This window comes from Ensifer sp. ENS11 (assembly GCF_014851895.1).
Taxonomy (GTDB): domain Bacteria; phylum Pseudomonadota; class Alphaproteobacteria; order Rhizobiales; family Rhizobiaceae; genus Ensifer; species Ensifer canadensis.
In genome coordinates this window covers 484,320-508,603 of record NZ_JACVAN010000001.1, presented here as the reverse complement: position 1 = coordinate 508,603, position 24,284 = coordinate 484,320, and the positions used below count along the sequence as shown (strand labels likewise).

Genomic DNA, 24,284 nt, shown 5'->3' with positions numbered 1-24,284 from the left:
AGAAGAGCCACAGCACGGCGATTAGCCGGCCGGCAAACTTGCCTCTGTTGCCACCACACACTGGGTCCATTCGGGACGCCGCCCCTTCCTCGGCGCTTGGCGCCTGAAAGTTCAATTCAGCCGGAATGCAACAAATCTAGCCGAAGAACATGGCCGGAATCGAGCACGAGGCGCTCTTAACACCATTGCGGGCGCGAAATGTCAAATTTCGCGCCGCTCAAACGGTGACATGATTTGCAGGTTACGCGGTTGCGCCGCTGGTTTTCACCTGATGAATCTCGATCAGCGACGGCCCGCTGCGCGCGCCGGCATCCGCAAGTGCCCGCGAAAGGTCAGTGACCGACGTCAGCCTTTCCGCCTCGATGCCATAGGCCTTGGCGGCGAGGATAAAGTCCGGCGCAGACGGCCTCACACCCTCCGGCGTCACACCGGAATCGATCATGTAGGACTCGATCTCCTGATAGCCGTCGTTGTTCCAGACGAGGAAGATCACCCGCGCTTGGACATCGACGGCAGAACCAATCTCGGCAAGCGAAAACTGGAAACCACCATCGCCGACAAGGCAGACGACCGGCCGCGACGGGTCGGCCACGGCAGCACCGACGGCTGCCGGCGGCGCGTAGCCCAATGCCCCGTACCCCGTCGCCGAGTTGAACCAGCTGCGCTGGCGCGGCGCGTCGCAATAAAGGTTGCCGGCGTAGACGGCCTGAGTGGAGTCACCGACGATGGTGCAGTCCGGCAGCGCCTTGTAGACCGCATCGATCACGGCAATCTCGGCCCGCATCTTCGCCGTCAGCTCCTTCAGCGCCGCCTTACGCGCTACCTCGGCGCGGGCCGCTCCATCCTTCGGCGCATGTCCCGGCAGGAAAGCCAGAATGCTCGCCGTCGCCGTCTTGGCGCCGGAGAGGATCGAAAGTGCGGCATGCGGACCGCGGGCCAGCTGTGCTGCATCGATGTCGGTACGGATCAGGTTGCGCAGCACCGGGAACCCGCCATCGGCATACATGTCGTAGTCGGTCTGGCCCATCTCAGTGCCAAGCGCCAGCACGAGATCAGCCTCCTTGAGCAGCGATCGCACCGCCTTGAGGCTGGGGCTTGCCGGAACGCGCAGCGGGCTGCCGGCCAGCATGCCGCGCGCATTCACCGTCGTGACGACGGGCGCGCCGATCTGCTCGGCAAGTGCCCTGACCTCCGCCTCGGCAGTCAGAGCGCCGCCGCCGCAGATGATCACCGGGCGGGTCGCGTCGGCGCAGAGGATCGCGGCGCGTTGTAGCGTCTCGCTGTCGGAGCGCGGACGGGTCGCGGCGGCCGAGCGGATCGTCTTCGGCTCGATCCGTGCCGTCATGACGTCGGTCGGGATCTCGATATGCACCGGCCCTGGCCGGCCGGACAGCAGCACAGAGAAAGCCCGGTCGACGACAAAAGGCAGGTCGTCGGGATTGAGCAAGGTGTGCGAATAGAGCGCCAGCGTCTTGATCATGCCGTGCTGGTCGGGAAGCTCATGCAGCAGCCCGCGACCGTGCCCAAGCGAATCGCGACGATTGACGCCTGAAATTACCAGCATCGGGATCGAATCCTGCCGGGCCTGCGCCATGGCGGTGATGGTGTTGGTCAAGCCCGGTCCGGTGATGACAAGGGCGACGCCCGGCTTGCCGCTGACGCGGGCATAGCCATCGGCCATGAAGCCGGCGCCCTGCTCGTGACGGGGGGTGACGTGGCGGATCTTCGATGCCGCCAGGCCGCGATAGAGCTCGACCGTATGAACGCCCGGAATACCGAACACCACCTCGACGCCATTGGCCTCGAGCAGATCGACCAGGGCTTCGCCTACTGTTTTCGTGGTCATGCGCGGCGCTCCTGACGCAGTGTGGCGCGCTCGGCAAGCACGGTGATGCGACGGCAAGCCTCGTCGATGTCCTTGTCGGGCACGGTCAGGCTGACGCGCAGAAAGTTCTGCGCCTCGTCACCGAAGGAGGATCCCGGCATCACCGCGACCCCCTCTTCCTCCAAAAGCGCCCAGGCGAAGGCTTCGCCGGTCATGCCGGTGGCCGACACGTCGATCAGCGTGAACATGCCAGCCTCCGGTGGCAAGACCAGGATGCCTGGCGCATTGGCGAGGCCCTCGACGATGCGGCGCGAGCGAGACTTGTAGGTCTCGCGCATCCGCCGCGCCGTATCGATGTCATGCGTCAGCGCGTAAGCCGTCATATCGGCAATGAACGGCTGCACGCCGAACAGCATGGTTTCCGACACCGGCAGAAGCCTATTGGTAAACTCCTCCGGCCCGACGGCCCAGCCGCTGCGGAAGCCTGGCGCTGCATGCGACTTGGAGATCGACGACACGACGATAGTGCGCTCGGCCAGATCCGGATTGTCGAACGGAGAGGCAAACACGGCGTCGAACACCAATTCCTCGTAGACCTCGTCGCAGACGATCCAGAGATCGTGGCGGCGCGCGACCTCGCCGATCTCGGCGATTTCAGCCGCGGTCAGTACGGCCCCGGTCGGATTGTGCGGCGTGTTGAGCAGCAGCACCCGGCATTCCGGCGTGATCGCCTTCTCGATATCGGCGGCCTGCATGTGAAAACCAAACTCCGGCTTCAGCGGCACCAGCACGTGATGGGCGCCCGTCGACTGGATGACGCCCTCATAGGTGGCGTAGAGCGGATCGCCGACGAGAACGGCATCGCCGGCCTCGACCAGGCCCAGCATGACGCCGAAGAGCGCCGTCTGCGTGCCCGGGAAGCACATGACGTTTTCGGTGGTGACATCGGCGCGGCGACGGCGGTACTTCTCGACGAGCGCCGCCACGACCGCATGCTCGCCGCGGCCGTTGGAATAACGATAGCGACCGGCATTCATGGCACGCTGGCATTCATCGAGCAGAGCGCGGTCCGGCGGCACGTCCGGCTCGCCGATCGTCAGCTCGATGATATCGGCACCACTCGCCTTCAGTTGCCGCGCACGGATGTGCAGCGACCATTTTCCCGAACCGAGGTCGGCGAGGCGTTCGGTGATCGATGCATAGCGCATGGTGTTTTCTCCCGTTTTCATTGTTTGTCACTGCCAATCGAGGTGCCGAGCAGCGCCTCGACCGAGGCCATGGCGATGGCGACCAGTTCGCCTTCCCGAAACAGATCTCCCGCCAGGCACCCTTCGATCCACAGGCCGTCGACGAGGCCGTTGATCGCGATCGCGTAGGCGCGGCAGGTTTCCGCGTCGGCCGGTTTGTTCTTCACCGCCAAGAAATCGGCAAGCAGGTCCTGCAGCGTGTTGCGAAAGGTCAGGTAGCCGTCCCGGTGGATTTCGGCGAGGATCGGGTCGACGCGGACCTGGCTGATGAAAGCCGCCCAGAGCGAGATGCTGCGGCTGTCGGCGACCGGCTCGGTCAGGTTGATGGCGATGAAGTCCCTCAGCCGCGTTTCCGGGTCGCCTTCGACATGGGCGGCCTTGTCGGTCAGCGACGCGATCACCGCACGGTAGGCCTCGGCGACCATCTGGTCCTTCGATTCGAAATAGTGCCGGACCAGCCCAGCCGTCACCCCGGCGCGGATAGCGATCTGGCGCACTGTCGCACCCTTCAGGCCGAATTCGGCGATGCAATCGAGCGTCGCTTCGATCAGCTCCTGGCGGCGTTCTCCTTCAGGGGCCCGGTGAAACGCGCGACGATTCATGCCGTCATCCGTGCCATCATCCGCGCACGGGGGTCGGCGAACGGGTTCGTCAAATCCTTCGAGCGGAACGGATGCATGGGAGCTCCTTCAGGGAAAATCGGGCACGCGGCGGGCGATAAAAAAACGACGATACGTGTTATTATACGCTTGAACAATAGCGGCACAAGTGCAACCATGCCTGCCAACAAAGACCGTGACAAGCCAAAGATGCTGCACGGAAAGACGACAGGGGAACTGTTTCATGCCTTCACGGAAAGCTCGCAGAGCCATTGGATCGGCGCGTCGATGACGGATGCGGCCCAGGCAATCGCGGTCACTGACCTGCACAAGCGTTTCGGGCCATTGGAAGTGCTGAAGGGAGTTTCGCTCACAGCGAAACAGGGCGACGTCATCGCCATCATCGGCGGCAGCGGCTCCGGCAAGTCCACCTTCCTGCGCTGTATCAACATGCTGGAACTGCCGTCCGCCGGCACTGTCAGCGTACACGGCGAAAAGATCCGGATGAAACCGGACGGCCGCGGCGGACTTGTCCCGGAAGACCGAAAACAGGTCCAGCGCATCCGCAGCCAGCTCGGCATGGTCTTCCAGAGCTTCAATCTCTGGCAACACATGACAATCCTCGAAAACGTCATCGAGGCGCCGATCCATGTGCTCGGCAAACCGAAGGCCGAGGTGATCGCCACCGCCGAATCGCTGCTCAAGCGCGTCGGGCTCTATGAAAAACGCGATGCCTATCCGGCTTTCCTGTCGGGCGGTCAGCAGCAGCGTGCCGCCATCGCCCGCGCGCTCGCCATCCAGCCGCTGGTCATGCTCTTCGACGAACCGACCTCGGCGCTCGATCCTGAACTGGTCGGCGAAGTGCTCTCGGTGATCGGCGATCTCGCTCGCGAGAAGCGCACGATGATCCTCGTCACCCACGAGATGAAGTTCGCGCGCGACGTCGCCAATCACATCATCTTTCTGCACAACGGCGTCATCGAGGAACAGGGCTCGCCTGAGGCCATCTTCGGCGCGCCCAGATCCGAAAGGCTCAAGAAGTTCATCAGCTCCATTCACTGAATTCAACAATGCTCAACAACCAAAAAAGGGGAACAGCATGAAGAAGACATTGAAAGTCCTGGCGGTTGCGGCCGCCATCGCCGTCAGTGGCGGCATCGCCGCTTCGGCGGAAGCATTGAAGGTCGGCGTCGCCGCCGAGCCTTACCCGCCCTTCACTGCGCCGGATGCGAACGGCAACTGGGAAGGCTGGGAAGTCGAGTTCATGAAGGCCGTCTGTGCCGAGGCGAAGCTCGAATGCGTGCTGACCCCCGTCGCCTGGGACGGCATCATCCCGGCGCTGACCTCGAAGAAGATCGACATGATCATGAGTTCGATGTCGATCACCGACGAGCGGCTGAAGACGATCGACTTCTCCGACAAGTACTACAACACACCGACCGGCGTCATCGGCACCAAGGGCGTCGACTTCAAGCCGACGCCTGAAGGCCTTGCTGGCAAGACGATCGGTGTCCAGGTCTCGACCGTGCACCAGGCCTATGCCGCCAAGCATTTCGCCTCGGCCGGCATCGAGGTCAAGGAATACCAGACGCAGGACGAGGCCAACAACGATCTGGCCGCCGGACGCGTGGACGCGGTCCAGGCGGACGCGATCGCGCTCAAGGCCTTCCTTGCGACGGACCAGGGCAAGGAGTGCTGCGACTACAAGGGTGATGTGGCCGAGGACGTGGCCGTGATCGGCCCGGGCGTCGGCGTCGGCCTGCGCAAGGGCGAGACCGAACTCAAGGACAAGCTCAACACCGCGATCAAGGCGATCCGCGACAACGGCACCTACGACACGTTCTCGAAGACGTACTTCGACTTCGACATCTACGGCAAATAAGGCGCAACCGGCCGGCAGCCCTCGGGCTGCCGGCCGGTGCCTTCGGAGGTCGAAGACGCATGGCATCGGATTCTATCGTCAACTGGAGCCTGCTCGCACTGTCCGCACCCGGTTGGGGCGGCGTGCTGCTGCAGGGTTTCTTCAACTCGATCCAGATCGCCGTCGGCGGTTTTGCGCTCGGCATGGCGCTCGGCGTCGGCGGCGCCTTCGGCAAACTCTATGGCGGTCCGATCCTGCGTGACCTGCTCGAATGCTACACCACGGTCGTCAGGGCCGTGCCCGAGCTGGTGCTCATCCTTCTGCTCTACTACGCCGGCACCGATCTGTTGAACCAGTTGCTGGCGCTGTTCGGCATCGGCCCGGTCGACATCAGCGGCCTGATGGCCGGCATCTTCGTCATCGGCGTGGTTCAGGGCGCCTATTCGACCGAGGTGCTTCGCGGCGCGATCAAGGCGGTTCCGGCCGGGCAGATCGAAGCCGCCCGCGCCTATGGCATGTCGCCCCTGAAGGTGCTGCGGCGTGTCACCTTGCCGGCCATGCTGCCCTACGCCATCCCGGGCCTTTCCAATCTGTGGCTGATCGCCACCAAGGACACGGCGCTTCTGGCCGTCGTCGGCTTCAGCGAACTGACGCTCGTCACGCGCCAGGCGGCGGGCACGACCAAGGCCTATCTGTTGTTCTTCCTTGCGGCCGGCGCGCTCTATCTGGCGCTGACGCTCATCTCCAACATCTTCATCGGCATGCTGGAACGACATGCGAGGCGCGGTTTCGCGGAGCAGCGATGACGGATCAAACCACCCACGCCATCGCCTTCACGCCCGAGGACCTGCCGAACGCGCGCAGTTTCTTCCAGCCGCATCGCATCGTGATGATGCTGGTCTTTGCCGCGTTCGTCGTCACCGTCGCCGTCTTCATGCGCTGGGACTGGTTGCCGCGCTACCTGCCGCGTCTCGGCTGGGGCATTCTCATCAGCCTGGTGATGCTGTTCAGCACATCGATCCTCGGCTTCCTGCTCGCCGTACCGATCGGCCTGGCGCAGGTGACCGGCCCGTGGTTCTTCAAGTTGCCGGCAAAGGTGTTCTGCACCGTCATTCGCGGCACGCCGCTGCTCCTCCAGCTTTGGCTTCTCTATTACGGGCTCGGCTCGCTGTTCCCGCAGTTTCCTGCCATCCGCCAATCCTTTCTCTGGCCGTATCTGCGCGAAGCATGGCCCTATGGCGTCGCGGCGCTGACGATATCCTTCGCAGCCTACGAGGGCGAAGTGATGCGCGGCGCTTTTGCAGGCGTTCCCGCCGGCGAACTGGAAGCTGCCAAGGCCTATGGCATGAGCCGTTGGACGATGTTCCGCCGCATCTGGCTGCCGCGCGCCATCCACCGTGCCCTGCCGACGCTCAATGGCGAGGCAGTGCTGCAGCTGAAATCAACGCCGCTGGTGGCGACGATCACCGTCGTTGACGTCTACGCGGTGATTTCGAAGGTCCGCCAGGAAACGTTCCTGACCTACGAGCCGCTGCTGCTGCTCGCGCTCATCTACATGTGCCTCACCGGCATTCTGGTGGTGGCCTTCCGCACGTTCGAGAATCGCATACCAACCCGTGGTGCATGACATGAAGCTTTCCTCCTCCATCGACAACGCCATGCCGGACCTCGTCGCCATCCGGCACGATCTGCATGCCCACCCCGAACTCGGCCTGGAGGAGACGCGCACCTCCGCCTTCATCGCCCGGCACCTCGCCGAACTCGGCTACGAGGTGACGACGGGGCTTGCCAAGACCGGCGTCGTCGGGACGTTGCGCAATGGCAGCGGGTTACGTTCGATCGGCATTCGCGCCGATATCGATGCGCTTCCGATCCTTGAGGAAACCGGCCTCGGCTACGCCAGCAAGACACCGGGGCTGATGCATGCCTGCGGCCACGACGGCCACACGACGATGCTGCTCGGCGCGGCACGCGCCCTTGCCGAACGCCGCAATTTCGATGGCACCATTCACCTGATCTTCCAGCCGGCCGAGGAGAATTTCGGCGGCGCCAAGATCATGATGGACGAAGGGCTGTTTGAAAAATTCCCCTGCGACGCGGTCTTTGCGCTTCACAACGAACCGGGCCTGCCCTTCGGGCAGTTCGCTTTGCGCGAAGGGCCGATCATGGCGGCGGTCGACGAAGCGCGGATCACCGTGCACGGACGCGGCGGCCATGGTGCCGAACCGCAGGACACCGCCGACCCGATCGTCTGCGGCGCTTCGATCATCATGGCGCTGCAGTCGATCGTCTCGCGCAACATTCACCCGATGGATCCGTCCGTCGTCACCGTCGGCGCCTTCCATGCCGGCTCCGCCAGCAACATCATCCCGGAGCGCGCCGAGATCGTCGTCGGCATCCGGTCCTTCGACCCCGCCGTGCGCGACGAGCTGGAGCGCCGTATCCGCATGATCGCAGAGGCGCAAGCCGCAAGCTTCGGCATGCGCGCAACGGTCGACTATCTGCGCAGCTACGACGCGACCATCAACCACAAGGCAGAGACGGATTTTGTCCGCGATCTTGCCGTCCGCTTTGCCGGTGCCGACAAGGTGATCGATCTCGCCCGCCCGTTCATGGGCAGCGAGGACTTCGCCTACATGCTGCAGGAGCGGCCGGGGACTTACTTCTTCCTCGGCTCGAAAGTGAGCGGCGAGGAGAAGCCGCTCCATCATCCCGCCTACAACTTCAACGACGATCTTCTGCCCGTAGGCGCCGCCTTCTGGACGGAGCTTGCGGAAGCCTATCTGCCGACGCGCTGAAAACGGCGACACAACACCAAGCGCCCCCATGTGCTCGTGCCATCGATGACCGGCGCGCCCGCTCCCTTTTGCCGCAAGCGCGACATTGCCGCAGTGTGACAACGTGGCGGCCGGCCCATCATTGACCTTTGGCAATTTTGGCTCAGATTCAATCACATGCTGAAATTCGGGTGCAACCACAGGATTGGCCCGGCCCGAAAGGCACCGCGTAACGCCTTAGGTCGGAAACGATCCGAGGCCGAAAGTGCGCAGCAGACCAGAGAGCTGCAGTGAGCCTTGCGCGTCCAAATGGACACGCGGCGCTGCACGTCTGAAAGGATTGTGCCGTGTTTGAAAATTTCGATGCGACGATACTTGCCCGCATCCAGTTCGCCTTCACCGTCTCGTTCCACATCATCTTCCCCGCCTTTTCGATCGGGCTTGCGAGCTACCTTGCGGTGCTCGAAGCGTTGTGGCTGTGGAAGAAGGACGAGGTCTATCTCGAGCTCTTCAATTTCTGGAAGACGATCTTTGCCGTCGCCTTCGGCATGGGCGTCGTCTCCGGCATCGTCATGTCCTACCAGTTCGGCACCAACTGGAGCGTCTTTTCCGACAAGGCAGGGCCGATCATCGGGCCGCTGATGGGCTACGAGGTGTTGACCGCCTTCTTCCTCGAGGCGGGGTTCCTGGGCGTCATGCTCTTCGGCCTCAACCGCGTCGGCCCGAAACTGCATTTTCTGGCGACTGCCATGGTCGCGATCGGCACGCTGATCTCGGCCACCTGGATCCTTTCGGCAAATTCGTGGATGCAGACGCCGAGGGGCTTCGAGATCAATGCGGTCGGCCAGTTTGTGCCGGTCGATTGGTGGGCTATCGTCTTCAACCCGTCCTTTCCCTATCGCCTGGTGCACATGGTGCTTGCCGCCTATCTGACGACCGCCTTCGTCGTCGGCGCCTGCGGCGCCTGGCACCTCATCCGCAAGACGGCGCCGCGCCGGGCGCGAAAGATGTTCTCGATGGCGATGTGGATGGCGGCGATCGTTGCGCCGATCCAGATCTTTGCCGGCGACATGCACGGCCTCAACACGCTGGAACATCAACCGGCCAAGGTGATGGCGATGGAAGGCCACTACCAGAGCCACCCGGACGGCGCGCCGCTCATCCTCTTCGGCATTCCCAATTCCGCCGAAAAGCGCGTCGACTACGCCATCGACGTGCCGAAGCTGTCGAGCCTCATCCTCAAGCACGATCTCAATGCGCCGCTTGCCGGCCTCGACACCATTCCCGACGAACTGCATCCGCCTGTTGGTATCATCTTCTGGTCGTTCCGCGTCATGGTCGGCCTCGGCTTCGCCATGCTCGGTATCGGGCTGTGGAGCCTGTGGTGTCGGTATCGCGGCACGCTTGACAGCAATGCCTGGCTACACCGTGCAGCAGTCCTCATGGGCCCGGCCGGCTTCGTCGCCGTGCTTGCCGGTTGGATCACCACGGAGGTCGGCCGCCAGCCCTATACGGTCTACGGCCATCTGCTGACGGCAGACTCGGTCGCACCGATTGCGGCCCCTGCCGTCGGCGCTTCGCTGCTGGCCTTCATCATCGTCTACTTCTTCGTTTTCGGCGCAGGCACTTTCTACATCCTGCGGCTGATGGCGCGGCTGCCGCGTGATCCGACGCCGGATCTCGACGAGGGGCCGATCCGCACGGCCGGTGCCGCCCTCGCCAACCCCCATGGAGGTCATCATGGACATTGATCTGCCGCTGATTTGGGCCGGCATCATCGCCTTTGCGGTGCTCGCCTATGTCATCCTCGACGGGTTCGACCTCGGTGTCGGCATCCTTTTCCCGTTCTTTCCGCAAAAGCATGATCGCGACGTGATGATGAACTCGGTCGCACCCGTCTGGGACGGCAACGAGACCTGGCTCGTGCTGGGCGGTGGCGGCCTGATGGCGGTGTTCCCGCTCGCCTACGCCACCATCCTGCCGGCACTTTACGCGCCCATCATCGCCATGGTCATCGGCCTTATCTTCCGTGGCGTTGCCTTCGAATATCGCTGGCGCACCAAGCGGGCCGAGTATCTCTGGAACTGGGCCTTTGCCGGCGGCTCGATGCTCGCCGCATTTGCCCAAGGCATCACGCTGGGGGCGCTGGTTCAGGGCATTCCGGTTGAGAACCGGGCCTATACCGGCGGCTGGTGGGACTGGTTGACGCCATTCTCGATCATGACCGGCATCGCCGTCGTCGTCGGCTATGCACTGCTCGGCGCCACCTGGCTTGTCATGAAGACCCATGGGGATCTGGCGGAGCGGGCTCGCAGCCTTGCCCTCAAATGCTCGTTCGGCACAATCGCCGCCATGGGCATCGTCAGCCTGTGGACGCCCTTCCTCGAACCGCTCTATCTGCAGCGCTGGTTCGGCTGGCCGACGGCAATCTTCAGCATCATCGTGCCACTGCTGGTGCTCGGTTGCCTCTATCTTCTGATAACCGGCATCAGGACCCGTCATGACACCCGGCCGTTCCTTGCCGCGCTGGGGCTGTTCGTGCTCGGCTATGCCGGCATCGGCATCAGCTTCTTTCCCTATATCGTGCCGCCATCGCTGACGATCTGGGATGCGGCGGCACCTGACGCCAGCCTGTCGTTCCTGCTTGCCGGCGCGCTGGTGCTGGTGCCGATCATCCTTGCCTATACCGGCTACGCCTATTGGGTCTTCCGCGGCAAGATCGACCCGGAGGAGGGCTACCATTGAAAAGCGAAACGGGAACCGGTCGCAAGCTTCTGTGGTTTGTCGGCCTCTGGTGTGCGGGCGTGGTGACCGTCACCGTCGTCGGCCTGATAATCAAGCTGATGATCGGCACCTGATCATGATGGTTCGGTGACAGGGCATAAAGCCTCGCTCAAGCTTGGCGGGTTAGCTTTTCCCAACACGTCAGCAGGCGATCGCCGCGGACGGAGACAGGACCGCACCCTCCTCCCTCGCCAAGCGATCGCCTGCTGAGGTGACCACCAACCCGGTGGCACCTGGTGATTACGGTCCCGGTGTCACCTCGTGATCACCGTTCCGCTGACACTGGGACCGTGCGACCCTGTTGCCTCTTCTCAGATCCCCCGCCGTTTGTTAGCAGTGCGCCGCAAGAGCGCCGCGTGCCCCTGCGGGCGCAAGGCATCCCTGCCGCAACCGGACGAGACAGATGCAAAAGACCCCAGCCGAATGCACTGATATGGCCGATGTGCGCGCCGAGATCGATCGGCTCGATCAGGCGCTGATGGCGCTTTTCGCCGAGCGCTGGGGCTATATCGACCGCGCCGCAGAGATCAAGCGGCCGCTGAAGCTGAAGGCCGATATCCCGGCGCGGGTCATGGAAGTGCGCGAGAATGCCCGCAAGAATGCCGAGAGCCAGAACCTGGACCCGGATTTCTACGAGGAGATCTGGGCACGGCTGATCAACCACGCGATCGCGCATGAACAAAAGATACTGGGCGAAACGAGCGACGATCAAACGCCCTGATCGAGGGCCTCAGACCAATCGCATCTGCGGGCGTGGCAGGTCGTAGCTGTTCTTGCGTGAAAGATGCTCTTCCCAGGCGAAGGCGCTCTCTACGATCTGGTCAAGACTTGCATGGGCCGGCACCCATCCAAGCTTCAGCCGTGCGAGCGCGGGATCGGCAACGATGCGAGCGATATCGCCCGGTCGCCGCGGCCCATGCTTAACCGCAATGTCACGGCCAGAGATGCGCCTGATGGTGTCGATGACCTGCAACACCGAAAAACCCTCGCCGTAGCCGCAATTGCTGATCAACGGCTCGCCACCGGCCCTGAGATAGGCAAGCGCACGCATGTGGGCTTCGACGAGGTCGGCCACGTGGATGTAATCGCGGATGCCGGTGCCGTCGGGCGTGGAATAATCCGTGCCGTAGATATCGACCTTCGGCCGCTTGCCGAGCGCGGCTTCACAGGCGACCTTGATCAGATGGGTTGCGCCGGTCGTCGACTGACCTGTCCTACCCAGGGGATCGGCGCCGGCGACGTTGAAATAGCGCAGCGCCACATAGCTGAAATCGTGGGCTGCAGCGGCATCCCGCAGGATCAATTCGGCCATCAGCTTCGATAGCCCATAGGGGCTTTCGGGGTGGAGGGCTGTCGTCTCGCGCACGGGTTCCGCGCCGTCCTGGCTGCCATAGACGGCCGCCGTCGACGAGAAAACGAAACCGCCGATCCCCGCTTTCACGCCGGCCTCTATCAGCGTACGCGTGTTGCCGGTGTTGTTTTCGTAATAGGCAAGCGGGTTGGCAACCGATTCAGGAACGATCGCCGAACCGGCGAAATGCACGACCGCATCGATGCTGTTCTCGTCGAAGATGCGTGCCAGCAATACCTTGTCGCCGACATCGCCACGGTAGAAACGCGCCTCTGATGGCACGGCCCAGCGGAAACCGGTCGACAGTCGATCGAGCACGACCACATCCTCGTGGGCGTCGAGCAACGCCCACGTCATGTGGCTGCCGATATAGCCGGCACCGCCCGTTACCAACACAGCCATTTACTGCTTCCCGTTCCCTGGAACATAGGAGACAGCAAAACCCACAGATGCTTTCGGAATAGGTAAGGGCCGCACGTCTGCGCGGCCGCGGGACCACAATTCCTTGGTGTAGAGTTAAGAAATAGTCACGCCGAAAGGTCGGCGGGGCACTTACAGCGCCGCGCGTCAAATCTGACGCGCTAAGGACGCTGTAACATTCTAAACTTGCTGCATAATTTTTGCCTTAAATCTATCCTGATTTAAGGAATTATGCAGGAGCGCACGCCGACCTAAGCGATGGCGACCGTTACCGACCGAGAATGTAATTTTGCAGGCGGTGTGCCGCTTCCGCGACCTGCGCCGGATCACGCAGGAAGCAGGCGCGCATGAACAAGGAGCCGCCATCGCCGAATGCGGTTCCCGGCGCAAGGCCAACGCCTGTCTTGTCGACGATGTCGATCGCCGCAGCGCGCGAATCCGTGACGCCGTCGATCTTGAGGAACGTATAGATCGCACCGTCCGGCTTCAGCGTTTCGACCCGATTGGTGGCGATCAGCGCGTCGCACAAGAGGTCACGGCTCTGTGCGGCCTTGGCAATGTTGGCGTCGACGAAAGCATCGCCCTCTTCCAACGCCACGACGGCGCCGCGCTGCATGAACTGCGCCACGCCTGAGGTTGCATATTGCACCAGGTTTTCAAGCACCTGGCCGATTGCCGGCGGGGCGACGATCCAGCCGACGCGCCAACCGGTCATCGACCAGTTCTTGGAGAAGGAGTTGACGAAGATGATGCGCTCGTCGTCGTCCATCACATCAAGGAAAGAAGGCGCCCGGCCGCCTGCGTAGTGATAAAGCGCATAGATCTCGTCGGCGACGATCCAGAGGCCGTGCTTGCGCGCCAGCGCCAGAATGGCGCGAAGATCGTCATGGCTGGCGGTCCAGCCGGTCGGGTTGGACGGCGTGTTGATGAAGAGAGCCTTGGTCTTCGGACCGATTGCCGCTTCGAGCCGCTCGTGATCGAGCTGCCACGTGCCGTTTTCGAAGCGGAGCTCAACGGAGACGGGCTTGACGCCCGACAGCTCGGCAGCCGCGGCAAAATTCGGCCAAGCCGGGGTCAAAAGCACCATCTCGTCGCCCGGCGAGGTGATCGCCTCGATCGAAAGCTTGATTGCCTGCATGCCGGAGCCGGTGACATAGAAATGCTCCGGTGACAGGGTCTTCTGGAACCGGCGCTGGTAATAGCGCGACAGCGCTTCGCGCAGTGGCGGGATGCCGCGCTGCCAGGTGTAGAAGGTTTCTCCGGCGAGCAACGCTTCGCTGGCGGCCTCGGAAATGAAGGTCGGGGTCGAAAGATCGCCTTCGCCGACCCAGAGCGGGATCAGACCGTCGCGCCCACGGGCATAGTTCACGACCTCGACGATGCCGCTTTCCGGCGCCGAGAGTGCACGGGGACTGAGGGTGGTGATGATGGTCATCGACGGGCTCCTGGATCACGTTTTTGATTTGGTCGGGTTGGCTCGACCCAAATCAAAAACGTGATCGATTTTCATGAGTTAGAGCGGGATGCGGGCGGAAAACCGCCCACACTTTTCCTGATCCCGCTCCGGATCGCCCGTCGCTTCTAGCCGCTTTCGCAGCGGCGATCACGCGACTTTATCTGACCGGTTTATTGATTTCTGTGATGTTTCGCGGGCTTCGGTCGACGACGCCGGAGCCCGCGGGAAGAGGAAACTCAGGCGCGCTGCTTCAAGAGATCGCGGATTTCCGAAAGCAGCCGGACATCTTCCGGCGGCGGAGCGGCCGGCTCGGATTCCTTCTGCTTTTCGACCGATGCACGCACGCGGTTTACCGCTTTGATCATCAGGAAGATGATCCAAGCGAGGATCAGAAAGTTGATGAGGACAGTGATGAAGTTGCCATAGGCGAAGACGGCGCCCTGTTCACGGGCAGCGGCAAGAGACGTCGCCGTCACGTTGGCCGAGAGCGGCAGGAAGTAGTTGGAGAAGTCGAAACCGCCACCGGTGAGCGCACCGACAACGGGCATCACCAGGTCTTCGACGATCGACGTGACGATCTTGCTGAAAGCGGCGCCGATGATCACACCCACCGCGAGATCCATCACGTTCCCGCGGGCAACAAACTCTTTGAACTCATTCAGCATACGTCTCTCCGTATTATCCCCGTTGAAAGCGACCGCTGGCGCTGTCCCGCGCTGCAACCGTTTACGGAAACTAAACCAAAGCGGGCAGGGGGGAAACCATTCTTTGCCTTTGATCAAATCGTATGCAAGCGAGTTGCCCGATTGCGATCGCCCGCTGACGACACCGGCGGGCCGCGCGCTTTCTTCAACGCCGCCTTGAACTTAAGACTGATGCCGAGGCAATTCTCAACCTCTTGCAGTTGGCCTATGCTTGCCCCCGGAGGAATGAGGCATGCTCTCGGGTTCGGTCATCTTCGCCTCGGCCTTCGCCTATCTGCTGCTGCTTTTCGCAGTCGCAAGCTACGGCGACCGGCGGGCCAGGAAAAAAAGCACTGCGGTCAACGGCAGGCCGCTGGTCTATGCGCTGAGCCTTGCGATCTATTGCACGTCCTGGACCTATTTCGGCGGCATCGGCCTTGCGGCCGAGCGTGGCCTCGAGTTCACCGGCATCTATATCGGCCCGATCCTGATGTTCACGCTTGGCATGCCGCTGATCCGCAAGATCATCCGGCTTGCCAAGACCGAGAAGCTGACATCGGTCGCCGACTTCATCGCCGCCCGCCATGGCAAGAACCCGGCGGTGGCGGCGATCGTTGCGCTGATTTCGCTGGTGGGCGCCGTGCCCTATATTGCGCTGCAGCTGAAGGCGATCTCGAGCTCGGTCGCGGCGATGATCAACACCAGCGACTATGGCATCGGCGCCGGGCAAAGCTTCATCGACCTGCCGCTCCTCGTCACCCTGTTCCTCGCCTGCTTCGCCATCGTCTTCGGCACCCGCCATACGGATGCAACCGAACACCAGGACGGCCTGATCCTCGCGATCGCGATGGAATCGGTGGTCAAGCTGGTGGCGCTGATCACCGCCGGCCTCTACATCGTATTCGTGATTTTCGACGGGCCGACGCATCTGTGGACCCTCGCCCAGCAAAGCCCGGCGGTCGAAAAGGCGCTCTCCTACGAAACGCCGATCGCGCGCTGGATCCTGCTGATCGTCACCTCGGCCTTTGCGATCATCATGCTGCCGCGGCAGTTTCATGTCACTGTCGTCGAGAACCGCACCGAAGGCGAGTTGCGCACCGCCGGCATTCTCTTTCCGCTCTACCTCGTCGCCATCAACCTTTTCGTTCTGCCGATCGCCATTGCCGGCATCCTGACCTTCTCGGGATCCGGCGACGCCGACCTCTACCTGCTGACGCTGCCGCTCGCCAACGGCCTGCCGCTATTGACGCTGATTACCTTCATCGGCGGTTTTTCGGCAGCGACGGCCATGGTCATCGTTGCCTCCGTGGCGCTGTCGATCATGATTTCCAACGACATCGTCATGCCAGTCTTCCTGCGCCGCAATCTCGGCCAGCGCGGCGGGCTGCAGGAAAATCTCGCGGGCACACTGCTCAATATTCGCCGCACGGCGATCTTCGTCGTGCTTTTGCTCGGCTATGCCTATTACCGTTCGGCCGATATCAGCGCCGGCCTCGCCTCGCTCGGGCTTCTCTCCTTCGTTGCCATTTCGCAGATGGCACCTTCTCTGCTCGGCGGCCTGGTCTGGCGTCAGGCCAATGCCCGCGGCGCCATCTGCGGCATGGTCTCGGGCTTCTTCGTCTGGGCCTATCTCCTGTTCCTGCCGAGCCTCGGCGGACCGGATAATTCGCATGTCGCAACGACGGTCCTCAGTTTCCTGCTACCCTTCACCGAGGTCTTTTCCGGCACTGACGCCGATCCTCTGGTCAACGCCACCGCGCTCAGCCTGCTCGTCAATCTGACCATGTACGTGCTCGCCTCGCTGACCCGGGCACCCAAGCCGCTCGAACGTTTTCAGGCGGGGGTCTTCATCACCCGGCGCTCGCGCAGCGAGAGGGCGTTTCGCGGCCGAAAGACCAAGATCACCGTCCGCGACCTCAAGGCGACGATCGCCCGCTATATGGGCGACGAGCGCATGCAGCGTTCGTTCCATACCTATGAGCGCCAGTCCGGCCGCTGGCTCGACGACAATGCGCCCGCCGACATGGCGCTGGTGCATTTTTCCGAGCAGCTGCTCGGCAGCGCCATCGGCTCGTCCTCGGCCCGCCTCGTGTTTTCGCTGGTGTTGCAACGGGTCGACGACACCTCGTCGGATACGGCCTGGCTGCTGGACCAGGCAAGCGAAGCGCTGCAGTACAATCAGGACATGCTGCAGACCGCGCTTTCGCAGATGGACCAGGGCATCGCCGTCTTCGACAACGCCAACAACTTGATCATCTGGAACCGGCGTTTCCGCCAGCTGCTCGACCTGCCGGAAGCCGCCGGCCAGGTGGGTTTCCCGCTTGCCGACATCGTCGCGATCCTCACCAAGCGGGGCGATATCCGCAAGGAGGACGAGAAGCGGCTGATCGCCAACTTCCTGACGCTCGACAAGCCATTCCTGATGGAGCTTGGAAACGGCCAGCAGATCATTGAAGTGCGCACCAACGCAATGCCCGACAAGGGTATCGTCACGACCTACACCGACATCACCCAGCGGGTCGCCGCCGACATGGCGCTGAAGCAGGCAAACGAGACGCTCGAGCTTCGGGTGGCCGAGCGCACCGGCGAACTGACCCGGGTGAACCACGAACTCGCCGAGGCTCGCGCCGCCGCCGAAGAGGCCAATATCGGCAAGACGCGCTTCTTTGCCGCCGCCGGCCACGACATCCTGCAGCCGCTCAACGCCGCCCGGCTCTACTCCTCCTCGCTGGTCGAACGCCTCGGGGAATCGGACAACAGCACGCTGGTGGAAAACATCGATTCCTCGCTGGAATCGGTAGAAGCCATTCTTGGTGCCGTTCTTGACATATCCCGCTTGGACACCGGCGCGATGAAGGCGCGCCTGCAGTCGGTCCCGCTCAACGACCTCTTGCGCCGGGTCGAGACGGATTTCGCGCCGATGGCACGGGCGAAAGACCTCGAGCTGGTGGTGATGCCGACGTCGCTGGTGGTGCGCACGGATCCGAACCTGCTCCGGCGCGTCGTGCAGAACCTGGTCTCGAACGCCGTCAAATACACGCTCCGAGGCAAGGTGCTCGTCGGCGTGCGCCGGCGCGGCAAGATGGCGACGATCGAAGTGCTGGATTCCGGCATCGGCATCCCGTCATCGAAGTTCCGCACCGTCTTCAAGGAGTTTGCGCGCCTCGACGAGGGCGCCCGCACCGCATCCGGGCTCGGCCTCGGGCTTTCGATCGTCGACCGGATTTCGCGGGTGCTTAACCATCCCGTCAGCCTGCAGTCCAAGCCCGGCAAGGGCACCGGTTTCAAGGTCACGGTGCCGCTCGATCCAACGGCGGGAGAACGGGTCGCCGTCCCGCCCGTGCCGACGACCAAGGCCAGCGAGGCGCTCAACGGCCTGCGCGTGCTCTGCATCGACAACGAGCCGCGCATCATCGAAGGCATGCGGGTGCTGCTATCGGGCTGGGGCTGCGTCGTCACGACGGCGGAATCGCTTAACGCCTGCACCGAGATGTCGACGTCCACGCAGGAGCGTCCGCACGCCATCATCGCCGACTACCATCTCGACGACGGCACCGGCATCGAGGCGATCGCGCGCATCCGGGCGCTGTTCGGCGACAACATACCGGCTTTGCTCGTCACCGCCGACCGGTCGCCGGAAGTGCGCGGCGCGGCGGAGCGCGACGGCGTCGGCCTGCAGAACAAGCCGGTGCGGCCAGCCGCCATGCGGGCATGGCTGACCCAGCTCTCGACGGCGGCAAAGACGGCTGCGGAATAGTCGCTAATGCGGTGTCGCGCATAAAGCGCGCTGCGTTCTTTTAGGAACGCTTTTCGAACTCAAAGCGCTGGTTCCGTCGCATGTCGCGATCGCAAAACCGGGTGCCCACTTTTGCGCGGGATGCTCTAGGCCGCCGCCACAGTACCGATCTTCGAAAGCTGGATGACGGCCTGCGTGCGGCTGTCGACGTTGAGCTTCAACAGGATCGCCGAGACATGCGCCTTGATGGTCGCCTCGGAAACCCCGAGCTCATAGGCGATCTGTTTGTTGAGCAGGCCCTCGCCGAGCATGCTCAGAACGCGCGATTGCTGCGGCGTCAAGGTTTGCAGCCGCTGCAGGAGATCGGCGACCTCCGGCTCGTATTCCTGCCCCTGCTCGTAGCCGGCCGGCACGAAGACTTCGCCGGCCATGACTTTCTCGATGCCATCGCGGATTTCCTCGATCCCCGCCGATTTCGACAGGAAGCCGGAGGCGCCGAGATCGAGCGCCCGGTGGATCGTCGCCGGGTCGTCATGTGCGGAAACCACCATGACCGGCAGGCTTGGAAATTCGGCGCGAAGGGCGATCAGGCCCGACAGGCCGCTGACGCCGGGCATGGTGAGGTCGAGCAGCATCAGGTCTGCGTCGGGACAATCGGCGGCGGCCTTGCGCGCGGCAGCGAAGTCGCCGGCTTCGACGATGGCAGGCGCGCCGGCCATGCCGCTCAATGCCTGCCGCATGGCGCCGCGAAAGAGCGGGTGGTCGTCTGCGATGATGATGGTCATGTCCGGCGTCATGTCGCTCCCTCCCAAGAGCTTCGGCTGCAGCCCGCGTCCCCACGCCGGTTGTAGCCGCACAGTCCGTCCGACCCGTCAGGTCTTCTGCGGCGACGTTCCGTCGCTGCTGCCTTCAAGATCCTTCACGATATCCATGAACTTGCGCATCATTCTTTCCATGATGCCCATTGTCCGGTCAATCTCTTCGTCGGTCGGAAGGTCCGGTTTTGCGACGGCCCCACCGGATTTAGCGGCCTTTTCCAACGCTTCCACCCGCTTGGTAAGGAGATCGATCTCCAATTCGAAAGCCGTGCGCTCATCGGCAGCCATGCGGCAAACGAGCTGACCGTCTTTCTCCTGGCAGAGCGAGACCTCGCCGGTCTGGGTGTCGAGCCGGGCAATGCCGGTGTCCGACTTCTGCATGGCGTAGCGACCGGGCGCCGGTTCCTGGGCGCGTGCGCCTGCGGCAAGGCCGAGGCTGCCGCCTATAAGCATGACTGCAATTGCTCTTCTCATGATTTCCTCTCCGTTGCGGACATACGGGCGGAAATCCGCCGGTGAAAGATCTTCAGCAATGGACAATCGCCGATATTTGCGGCAAGGCCACGACAGGATATCACGACGGACAAGCGGGCATCATGAGCTCAATCATATACAAGATCGTTCCGGCCGCACTATGGCAGGAAGCCAAACGCACCGGCCGTTTTGATGGCGCGCCCATCGACCTCGCGGACGGCTTCATCCACTTTTCGACCGGCGAGCAGGCGATCGAAACCGCCGCCCGCCACTTCGAAGGGCAGGAAGGCCTGCTGCTGGTGGCGATCGATGGCGATGCGCTCGGCGAAGAGCTGGTCTATGAGCCGTCACGCGGCGGTGCCCTTTTCCCGCATCTCTACGCACCGCTGTTCCTTTCGGCCGTCCTGTGGGAAAAGCCGCTGCCGCTCGGCGCCGATGGCCTTCACGTCTTCCCGGAACTCGAGGCATGACCAATCCCTTTGCCAATCTTGCCCGCCGCGGCCTTTTCCTCTTCGATCCGGAGGCAGCCCACGGACTGTCGATCAAGGCACTGAAGACCGGCCTCGTGCCGAGCTGTCCGTCCAGACAGGACAAGCGGCTTGCCCAGACCGTTGCCGGTATTGCCTTCCCCAATCCGCTCGGCATGGCAGCTGGATACGACAAGAATGCCGAGGTGCCGGAAGCGCTTTTGAAGATCGGCTTCGGCTTTACCGAAATCGGAACGGTGACGCCGCGTCCGCAATCGGGCAACGACAAGCCGCGCATCTTCCGCCTGGTGGAAGACGAAGCGGTGATCAATCGCCTCGGCTTCAACAATGAGGGCCACGGCGCAGCCCTGGCCCGCCTCAAGGCCTGCTCGCGCGACGCGCTGATCGGCGTCAATATCGGCGCCAACAAGGACAGTGCCGATCGCATCGGCGACTATGTCAGCGGCATCCACACCTTCTACTCCGTCGCCAGATATTTCACCGCCAACATCTCCTCGCCGAACACGCCCGGTCTTCGCGACCTGCAGGCGCGCGAAAGTTTGGCGACGCTGCTTTCGGCCGTGCTTGCTGCGCGCGACGAGGAAGCCTCGCGCAGCAACAGGCGCGTGCCGGTCTTCCTCAAGATCGCTCCCGATCTGACCGAGGAAGGCCTGGATGACATCGCGGCCGAAGTGCTCGCCCAAGATCTCGACGGGCTGATCGTCTCGAACACGACGCTTTCGCGCGATGGCCTCAAAGACCAGGCCCAGGCGAAGGAAGCCGGCGGCCTTTCCGGCAAGCCGCTGTTCGAGAAATCGACGGCCGTTCTTGCCCGGATGCGCAAGCGCGTCGGCCCGGCCCTGCCGATCATCGGTGTCGGCGGCGTCAGTTCGGCCGAAACGGCTGCAGAGAAGATCCGCGCCGGCGCCGACCTGGTCCAGCTCTATTCCTGCATGGTCTATGAAGGTCCGGCGCTGCCCGGCCGGATCGTGCGCGGGCTTTCCGAGCTCTGCGATCGCCAGGGCCTGACATCGATCCGCGACCTTCGTGACAGCCGCCTCGACTACTGGACCGAACGAAAGGTCTGACCGGCCTTTGCCGGAATTCTGGCGAGCAGGAACAGGCCACGCATCAGCAGGAACAGGTTGAGCCCCGCCCATAGGCCGTGATTGCCGAAGGCGGGGACAAGGATCCCCAGGGCGGCTATGTATCCGACCAGGGCTGCCAGCATCATGTTGCGCATGTCGCGCGACCAGGTAGCGCCGATGAAGACCCCATCCATCAGGAAGGCGAGCGCGCCGGTCATCGCCGTCAGGGCCGCCCAGGGCAGATATTCGTAAGCGACCATGCGAACGTCTTGCGCCGTGGTCAAGAGATCGACCATCCCGCGGCCGAAAAGCAGGAGCGCCATCGTCGTCAAGGCGGCGAGACCGAGCGACCATGCCATCGTCAGCTTCAGTGCCCGATCGAAAGCCGGACGGTAATGGGCACCGATCGAACGGCCGATCAGTTGCTCGGCCGCATTGGCAAGCCCGTCGAGATAATAGCCGGCAACGAGAAAAATGGTCATCAGCACCGCGTTCGCCGCCAGCGTCACCGGGCCGAAAGCTGTGCCGATCCGCGTTATCAGCGCGAAGGCCGCGACGAGAACGAAGGACCGGATCATGATGTCGCGGTTGAGCCCGAACAGCGGCCGGAGCCGTTCGCGGTCGAAGATCATCGCCCAGCTCGGCGCGTCCGTCCTGTCGAAGCGGCCATAGACGATGGCAAAGCCGACCAGAGCGCCGATGACCTCGCCGGTCACGGTTGCGATCGCGACACCGGCGACACCCCAGCCCAGGATCAATCCGAGTAGGATCGACAGCACAATGTTGACCCCGTTGATCAAAGCCTGCAGCAACAGCCCGGTCGTGCCCTGGCCGCGCCCGAGCACAAAGCCGAGGATAGCATAATTGGCAAGTGCCGCCGGGGACGAGAGGATGCGACAGAGGAAATAGGTGCGCGTAACAGCTTCCACTTCTGCCGGTGGGTCCATCAGCCAGAGACCACCGGCGAGCAAAAGCGGCGACAGGGCGACAACCGTAACACCGGCCGCAAGCGCGATCACCAGCGAGCGCCAGAACACGGCCTGCTGTTCGCGCCGGTCACCCCGACCATAGGCCTGCGCGACAAGGCCCGTCGTGGCGGCGCGCAGGAAATTGAAGGTGGTGAAGATCAGGTCGAAGATTATCGCCCCGACAGCAAGTCCGGCCAGCAGCGTCGCCTGGCCCATGCGGCCGACCACCGCGGTATCGACGAGGCCGAGCAACGGCGTGGTCAGAAAGCCCAGCGTCATCGGCAGCGCAATCGCCAGGATCAGCCGGTGGGTGACCTCAAAGGGGCCGGCGGTTTCGGTCTGCGCGGCGGGAGAAATGGCGGTCATCGAACGGTCCAGGGGAATGAGTGCGTGACGACCGTTTTAGGGAAAGATCATAGGCGGGCGCAAGAGACTGCGGTTGGTGACAGCAGTCGATACCTCAGCGCCACGATGGCCCCTCACCCTAACTCTCTCTCCGCTTGCGGGGAGAGAGGACGCACACGGGCGACAGATGTCGAATGCCTCGTAGGTTTGCAGGCAAGATTGGAGCTGCCGGCAAGCCCGCGGGAAAACGCAACGTCCCGATGGAAGGCAAAACGGTAGAGCGTCGTCCCTTCTCCCCGCCCGCGGGGAGAAGGTCCGGGGGATGAGGGGCGGCCTCGAACGCGGTGACAGAGAAACGAGCGATCAGCCCGCCAGCACCATGGCCCAATAGGGCCGGTTGCCCGAAGCGGCGTTTTGCGCCACGGCCACGCCGAGACCACGATAGTTGCCAAGCATGTTTTCCAGATGCTTCGGCGATTTGTACCAGGCGTCATAGGCGCGTTCGGCGTCGTCCTGGCCGACAGCGATGTTCTCGGCAGCCGGAAGGACCACGCCCTGGCTCTTCATCCTGTCGTAGAAACTGTCGTTCCAGCCGATCAGGTGCTGCATCTTGCCGACCTTGGCCATTCTCGCCGCCTGGCTCATGGCCGCAGCGGAAGCCGCCTTGTCCGCCACCAGCGGCGACAGGCCCTTGTTCTTGCGCAGGACGTTGACATAGCCGAGGCTCGCCGCGGTCTGGTCGCTGCCGGTGCCAGTTGCCGGCGACAGCACGTTGGATGTGGTGCAGCCGGCGAGAGCGCCAAGCGAAAGCACGGCACCGGCGCGCAGAAAGCCGCGGCGCTCGATGAGGAAAAGCTGATCCTTCATGCTCAACGCCGGTAGCTCATGACACGCAGGATGACGAAGGCGGGAATGACGATCGCAGCGCCCAGCAGCAGATAGTCGCCGATCCGGCCAAGGGCGGAGAAGCCCGTGTGCCAGAGGTCGAGCAGGAAGTTGCGGATGCCGAAATAGATGTCGGCGGGATACCAGCCGAAAACGGTCATGACGAACCCGACCAGGATCGACACCACGACGAGCTTGACGAGGACGCGCAGCGGCGAATCCCCCAAGAATTTGTTCACTCCGTCCGACATCGGCGAAATACTCCTGTTTCCCTTCACATAAGCTGCCATTCGCACCCTCGCAAGTCACCGGAAAAGGCGGGCTTATACCAACCTGCGCTGATATTGACCTATTGCGCCGGAGCGATTTTGGTTTCCGGCAAGGAGAAAACCGGAACCGGACCAAGTGGTCCGGTGAGGATTATCGACGCTATCCGGAGGCCAAAAGCGCCCGGCCCTTCGGGTGGGCCGTCTGTCGGCCAGCGGCAGCGTCGCAATCCT

22 protein-coding genes are annotated in these 24,284 nt (G+C 63.0%); 11 read left to right on the top strand and 11 right to left on the bottom strand.

What is annotated here, in order from left to right; translation table 11 throughout:
* Positions 1 to 241: 241 nt before the first annotated feature.
* The 3 genes from IB264_RS02495 to IB264_RS02485 are packed head-to-tail and all read right to left on the bottom strand — an operon-like array spanning position 242 to position 3,674.
* Positions 242 to 1,846 carry a 5-guanidino-2-oxopentanoate decarboxylase gene (locus IB264_RS02495; RefSeq protein WP_025425857.1) on the bottom strand — a complete coding sequence of 535 codons (1,605 nt, stop codon included), beginning with the start codon at positions 1,844 to 1,846 and terminating at the stop codon, positions 242 to 244.
* Positions 1,843 to 3,033 carry a pyridoxal phosphate-dependent aminotransferase gene (locus IB264_RS02490; protein WP_025425856.1) on the bottom strand — a complete coding sequence of 397 codons (1,191 nt, stop codon included), beginning with the start codon at positions 3,031 to 3,033 and terminating at the stop codon, positions 1,843 to 1,845. Before IB264_RS02490 ends, IB264_RS02495 begins: the two co-directional genes overlap by 4 nt.
* A 17-nt stretch (positions 3,034 to 3,050) precedes the next feature.
* Positions 3,051 to 3,674, bottom strand: a complete 624-nt coding sequence (locus IB264_RS02485; protein ID WP_025425855.1) for a TetR family transcriptional regulator C-terminal domain-containing protein — start codon at positions 3,672 to 3,674, stop codon at positions 3,051 to 3,053.
* A 285-nt stretch (positions 3,675 to 3,959) separates the two neighbouring features.
* Here IB264_RS02485 and IB264_RS02480 point away from each other — a divergent pair, with 285 nt between their 5' ends.
* The 8 genes from IB264_RS02480 (at position 3,960) to IB264_RS02445 (ending at position 11,814) form a co-directional block, all read left to right on the top strand.
* Positions 3,960 to 4,733 (top strand): ABC transporter ATP-binding protein, encoded by a 774-nt coding sequence (locus tag IB264_RS02480; protein WP_025425854.1) that lies wholly within the window; start codon positions 3,960 to 3,962, stop codon positions 4,731 to 4,733.
* 37 nt (positions 4,734 to 4,770) lie between these two features.
* A complete protein-coding gene (locus tag IB264_RS02475; RefSeq protein WP_025425853.1) occupies positions 4,771 to 5,553 on the top strand; it encodes a transporter substrate-binding domain-containing protein in 783 nt (260 codons plus the stop codon).
* A 59-nt stretch (positions 5,554 to 5,612) separates the two neighbouring features.
* Complete coding sequence (locus IB264_RS02470; protein ID WP_025425852.1) at positions 5,613 to 6,338, top strand: ABC transporter permease; 726 nt, start codon at positions 5,613 to 5,615, stop codon at positions 6,336 to 6,338.
* Positions 6,335 to 7,159: an ABC transporter permease gene (locus tag IB264_RS02465; protein WP_025425851.1), complete on the top strand. Its 825-nt coding sequence runs from the start codon at positions 6,335 to 6,337 to the stop codon at positions 7,157 to 7,159. Before IB264_RS02470 ends, IB264_RS02465 begins: the two co-directional genes overlap by 4 nt.
* 1 nt (position 7,160) lies before the next feature.
* Positions 7,161 to 8,330 carry a M20 aminoacylase family protein gene (locus IB264_RS02460; RefSeq protein ID WP_025425850.1) on the top strand — a complete coding sequence of 390 codons (1,170 nt, stop codon included), beginning with the start codon at positions 7,161 to 7,163 and terminating at the stop codon, positions 8,328 to 8,330.
* Between the two features lie 326 nt (positions 8,331 to 8,656).
* A complete protein-coding gene (locus IB264_RS02455) occupies positions 8,657 to 10,060 on the top strand; it encodes a cytochrome ubiquinol oxidase subunit I (RefSeq protein WP_025425849.1) in 1,404 nt (467 codons plus the stop codon).
* Entirely contained in the window at positions 10,050 to 11,054 is a 1,005-nt protein-coding gene (cydB, locus tag IB264_RS02450) for a cytochrome d ubiquinol oxidase subunit II (protein ID WP_025425848.1), read from the top strand. Before IB264_RS02455 ends, cydB begins: the two co-directional genes overlap by 11 nt.
* A gap of 442 nt (positions 11,055 to 11,496) precedes the next feature.
* Complete coding sequence (locus IB264_RS02445; RefSeq protein WP_025425846.1) at positions 11,497 to 11,814, top strand: chorismate mutase family protein; 318 nt, start codon at positions 11,497 to 11,499, stop codon at positions 11,812 to 11,814.
* 9 nt (positions 11,815 to 11,823) lie between these two features.
* On the opposite strand, the gene galE is transcribed toward IB264_RS02445, so the two are convergent.
* The 3 genes from galE to mscL form a co-directional block, all read right to left on the bottom strand.
* The gene (gene galE, locus IB264_RS02440; protein WP_025425845.1) at positions 11,824 to 12,846 is read right to left on the bottom strand and encodes a UDP-glucose 4-epimerase GalE; all 1,023 of its coding nucleotides are present in this window, start codon (positions 12,844 to 12,846) and stop codon (positions 11,824 to 11,826) included.
* A gap of 286 nt (positions 12,847 to 13,132) precedes the next feature.
* On the bottom strand, positions 13,133 to 14,299 hold the full coding sequence (locus IB264_RS02435) for a pyridoxal phosphate-dependent aminotransferase (RefSeq protein WP_025425844.1): 1,167 nt from the start codon (positions 14,297 to 14,299) through the stop codon (positions 13,133 to 13,135).
* Between the two features lie 257 nt (positions 14,300 to 14,556).
* Positions 14,557 to 14,985, bottom strand: a complete 429-nt coding sequence (gene mscL, locus IB264_RS02430) for a large conductance mechanosensitive channel protein MscL (RefSeq protein ID WP_025425843.1) — start codon at positions 14,983 to 14,985, stop codon at positions 14,557 to 14,559.
* 271 nt (positions 14,986 to 15,256) lie between these two features.
* Between mscL and IB264_RS02425 the strand changes: the two genes are divergently transcribed.
* A complete protein-coding gene (locus tag IB264_RS02425) occupies positions 15,257 to 18,760 on the top strand; it encodes a PAS domain-containing hybrid sensor histidine kinase/response regulator (protein ID WP_025425842.1) in 3,504 nt (1,167 codons plus the stop codon).
* A gap of 125 nt (positions 18,761 to 18,885) precedes the next feature.
* Here the strand turns inward: IB264_RS02425 and IB264_RS02420 are convergent, their stop codons facing one another.
* Positions 18,886 to 19,536, bottom strand: coding sequence for a response regulator transcription factor (locus IB264_RS02420; protein WP_025425841.1), 651 nt, complete (start codon positions 19,534 to 19,536; stop codon positions 18,886 to 18,888).
* A 75-nt stretch (positions 19,537 to 19,611) separates the two neighbouring features.
* On the bottom strand, positions 19,612 to 20,031 hold the full coding sequence (locus IB264_RS02415) for a hypothetical protein (RefSeq protein WP_025425840.1): 420 nt from the start codon (positions 20,029 to 20,031) through the stop codon (positions 19,612 to 19,614).
* Positions 20,032 to 20,153: 122 nt separating this feature from the next.
* Here IB264_RS02415 and IB264_RS02410 point away from each other — a divergent pair, with 122 nt between their 5' ends.
* A complete protein-coding gene (locus IB264_RS02410) occupies positions 20,154 to 20,501 on the top strand; it encodes a DUF952 domain-containing protein (protein WP_025425839.1) in 348 nt (115 codons plus the stop codon).
* Positions 20,498 to 21,586, top strand: a complete 1,089-nt coding sequence (locus tag IB264_RS02405) for a quinone-dependent dihydroorotate dehydrogenase (RefSeq protein WP_025425838.1) — start codon at positions 20,498 to 20,500, stop codon at positions 21,584 to 21,586. Before IB264_RS02410 ends, IB264_RS02405 begins: the two co-directional genes overlap by 4 nt.
* On the opposite strand, the gene IB264_RS02400 is transcribed toward IB264_RS02405, so the two are convergent.
* From IB264_RS02400 to IB264_RS02390, 3 genes are all read right to left on the bottom strand, one after another.
* Positions 21,562 to 22,920, bottom strand: coding sequence for an MATE family efflux transporter (locus IB264_RS02400; RefSeq protein WP_025425837.1), 1,359 nt, complete (start codon positions 22,918 to 22,920; stop codon positions 21,562 to 21,564). The two genes, IB264_RS02405 and IB264_RS02400, sit on opposite strands and share 25 nt — an antisense overlap.
* Before the next feature lie 342 nt (positions 22,921 to 23,262).
* The gene (locus IB264_RS02395) at positions 23,263 to 23,766 is read right to left on the bottom strand and encodes a CAP domain-containing protein (protein WP_025425836.1); all 504 of its coding nucleotides are present in this window, start codon (positions 23,764 to 23,766) and stop codon (positions 23,263 to 23,265) included.
* Between the two features lie 2 nt (positions 23,767 to 23,768).
* A complete protein-coding gene (locus IB264_RS02390; protein WP_025425835.1) occupies positions 23,769 to 24,035 on the bottom strand; it encodes a DUF6460 domain-containing protein in 267 nt (88 codons plus the stop codon).
* Between the last annotated feature and the right edge of the window lie 249 nt (positions 24,036 to 24,284).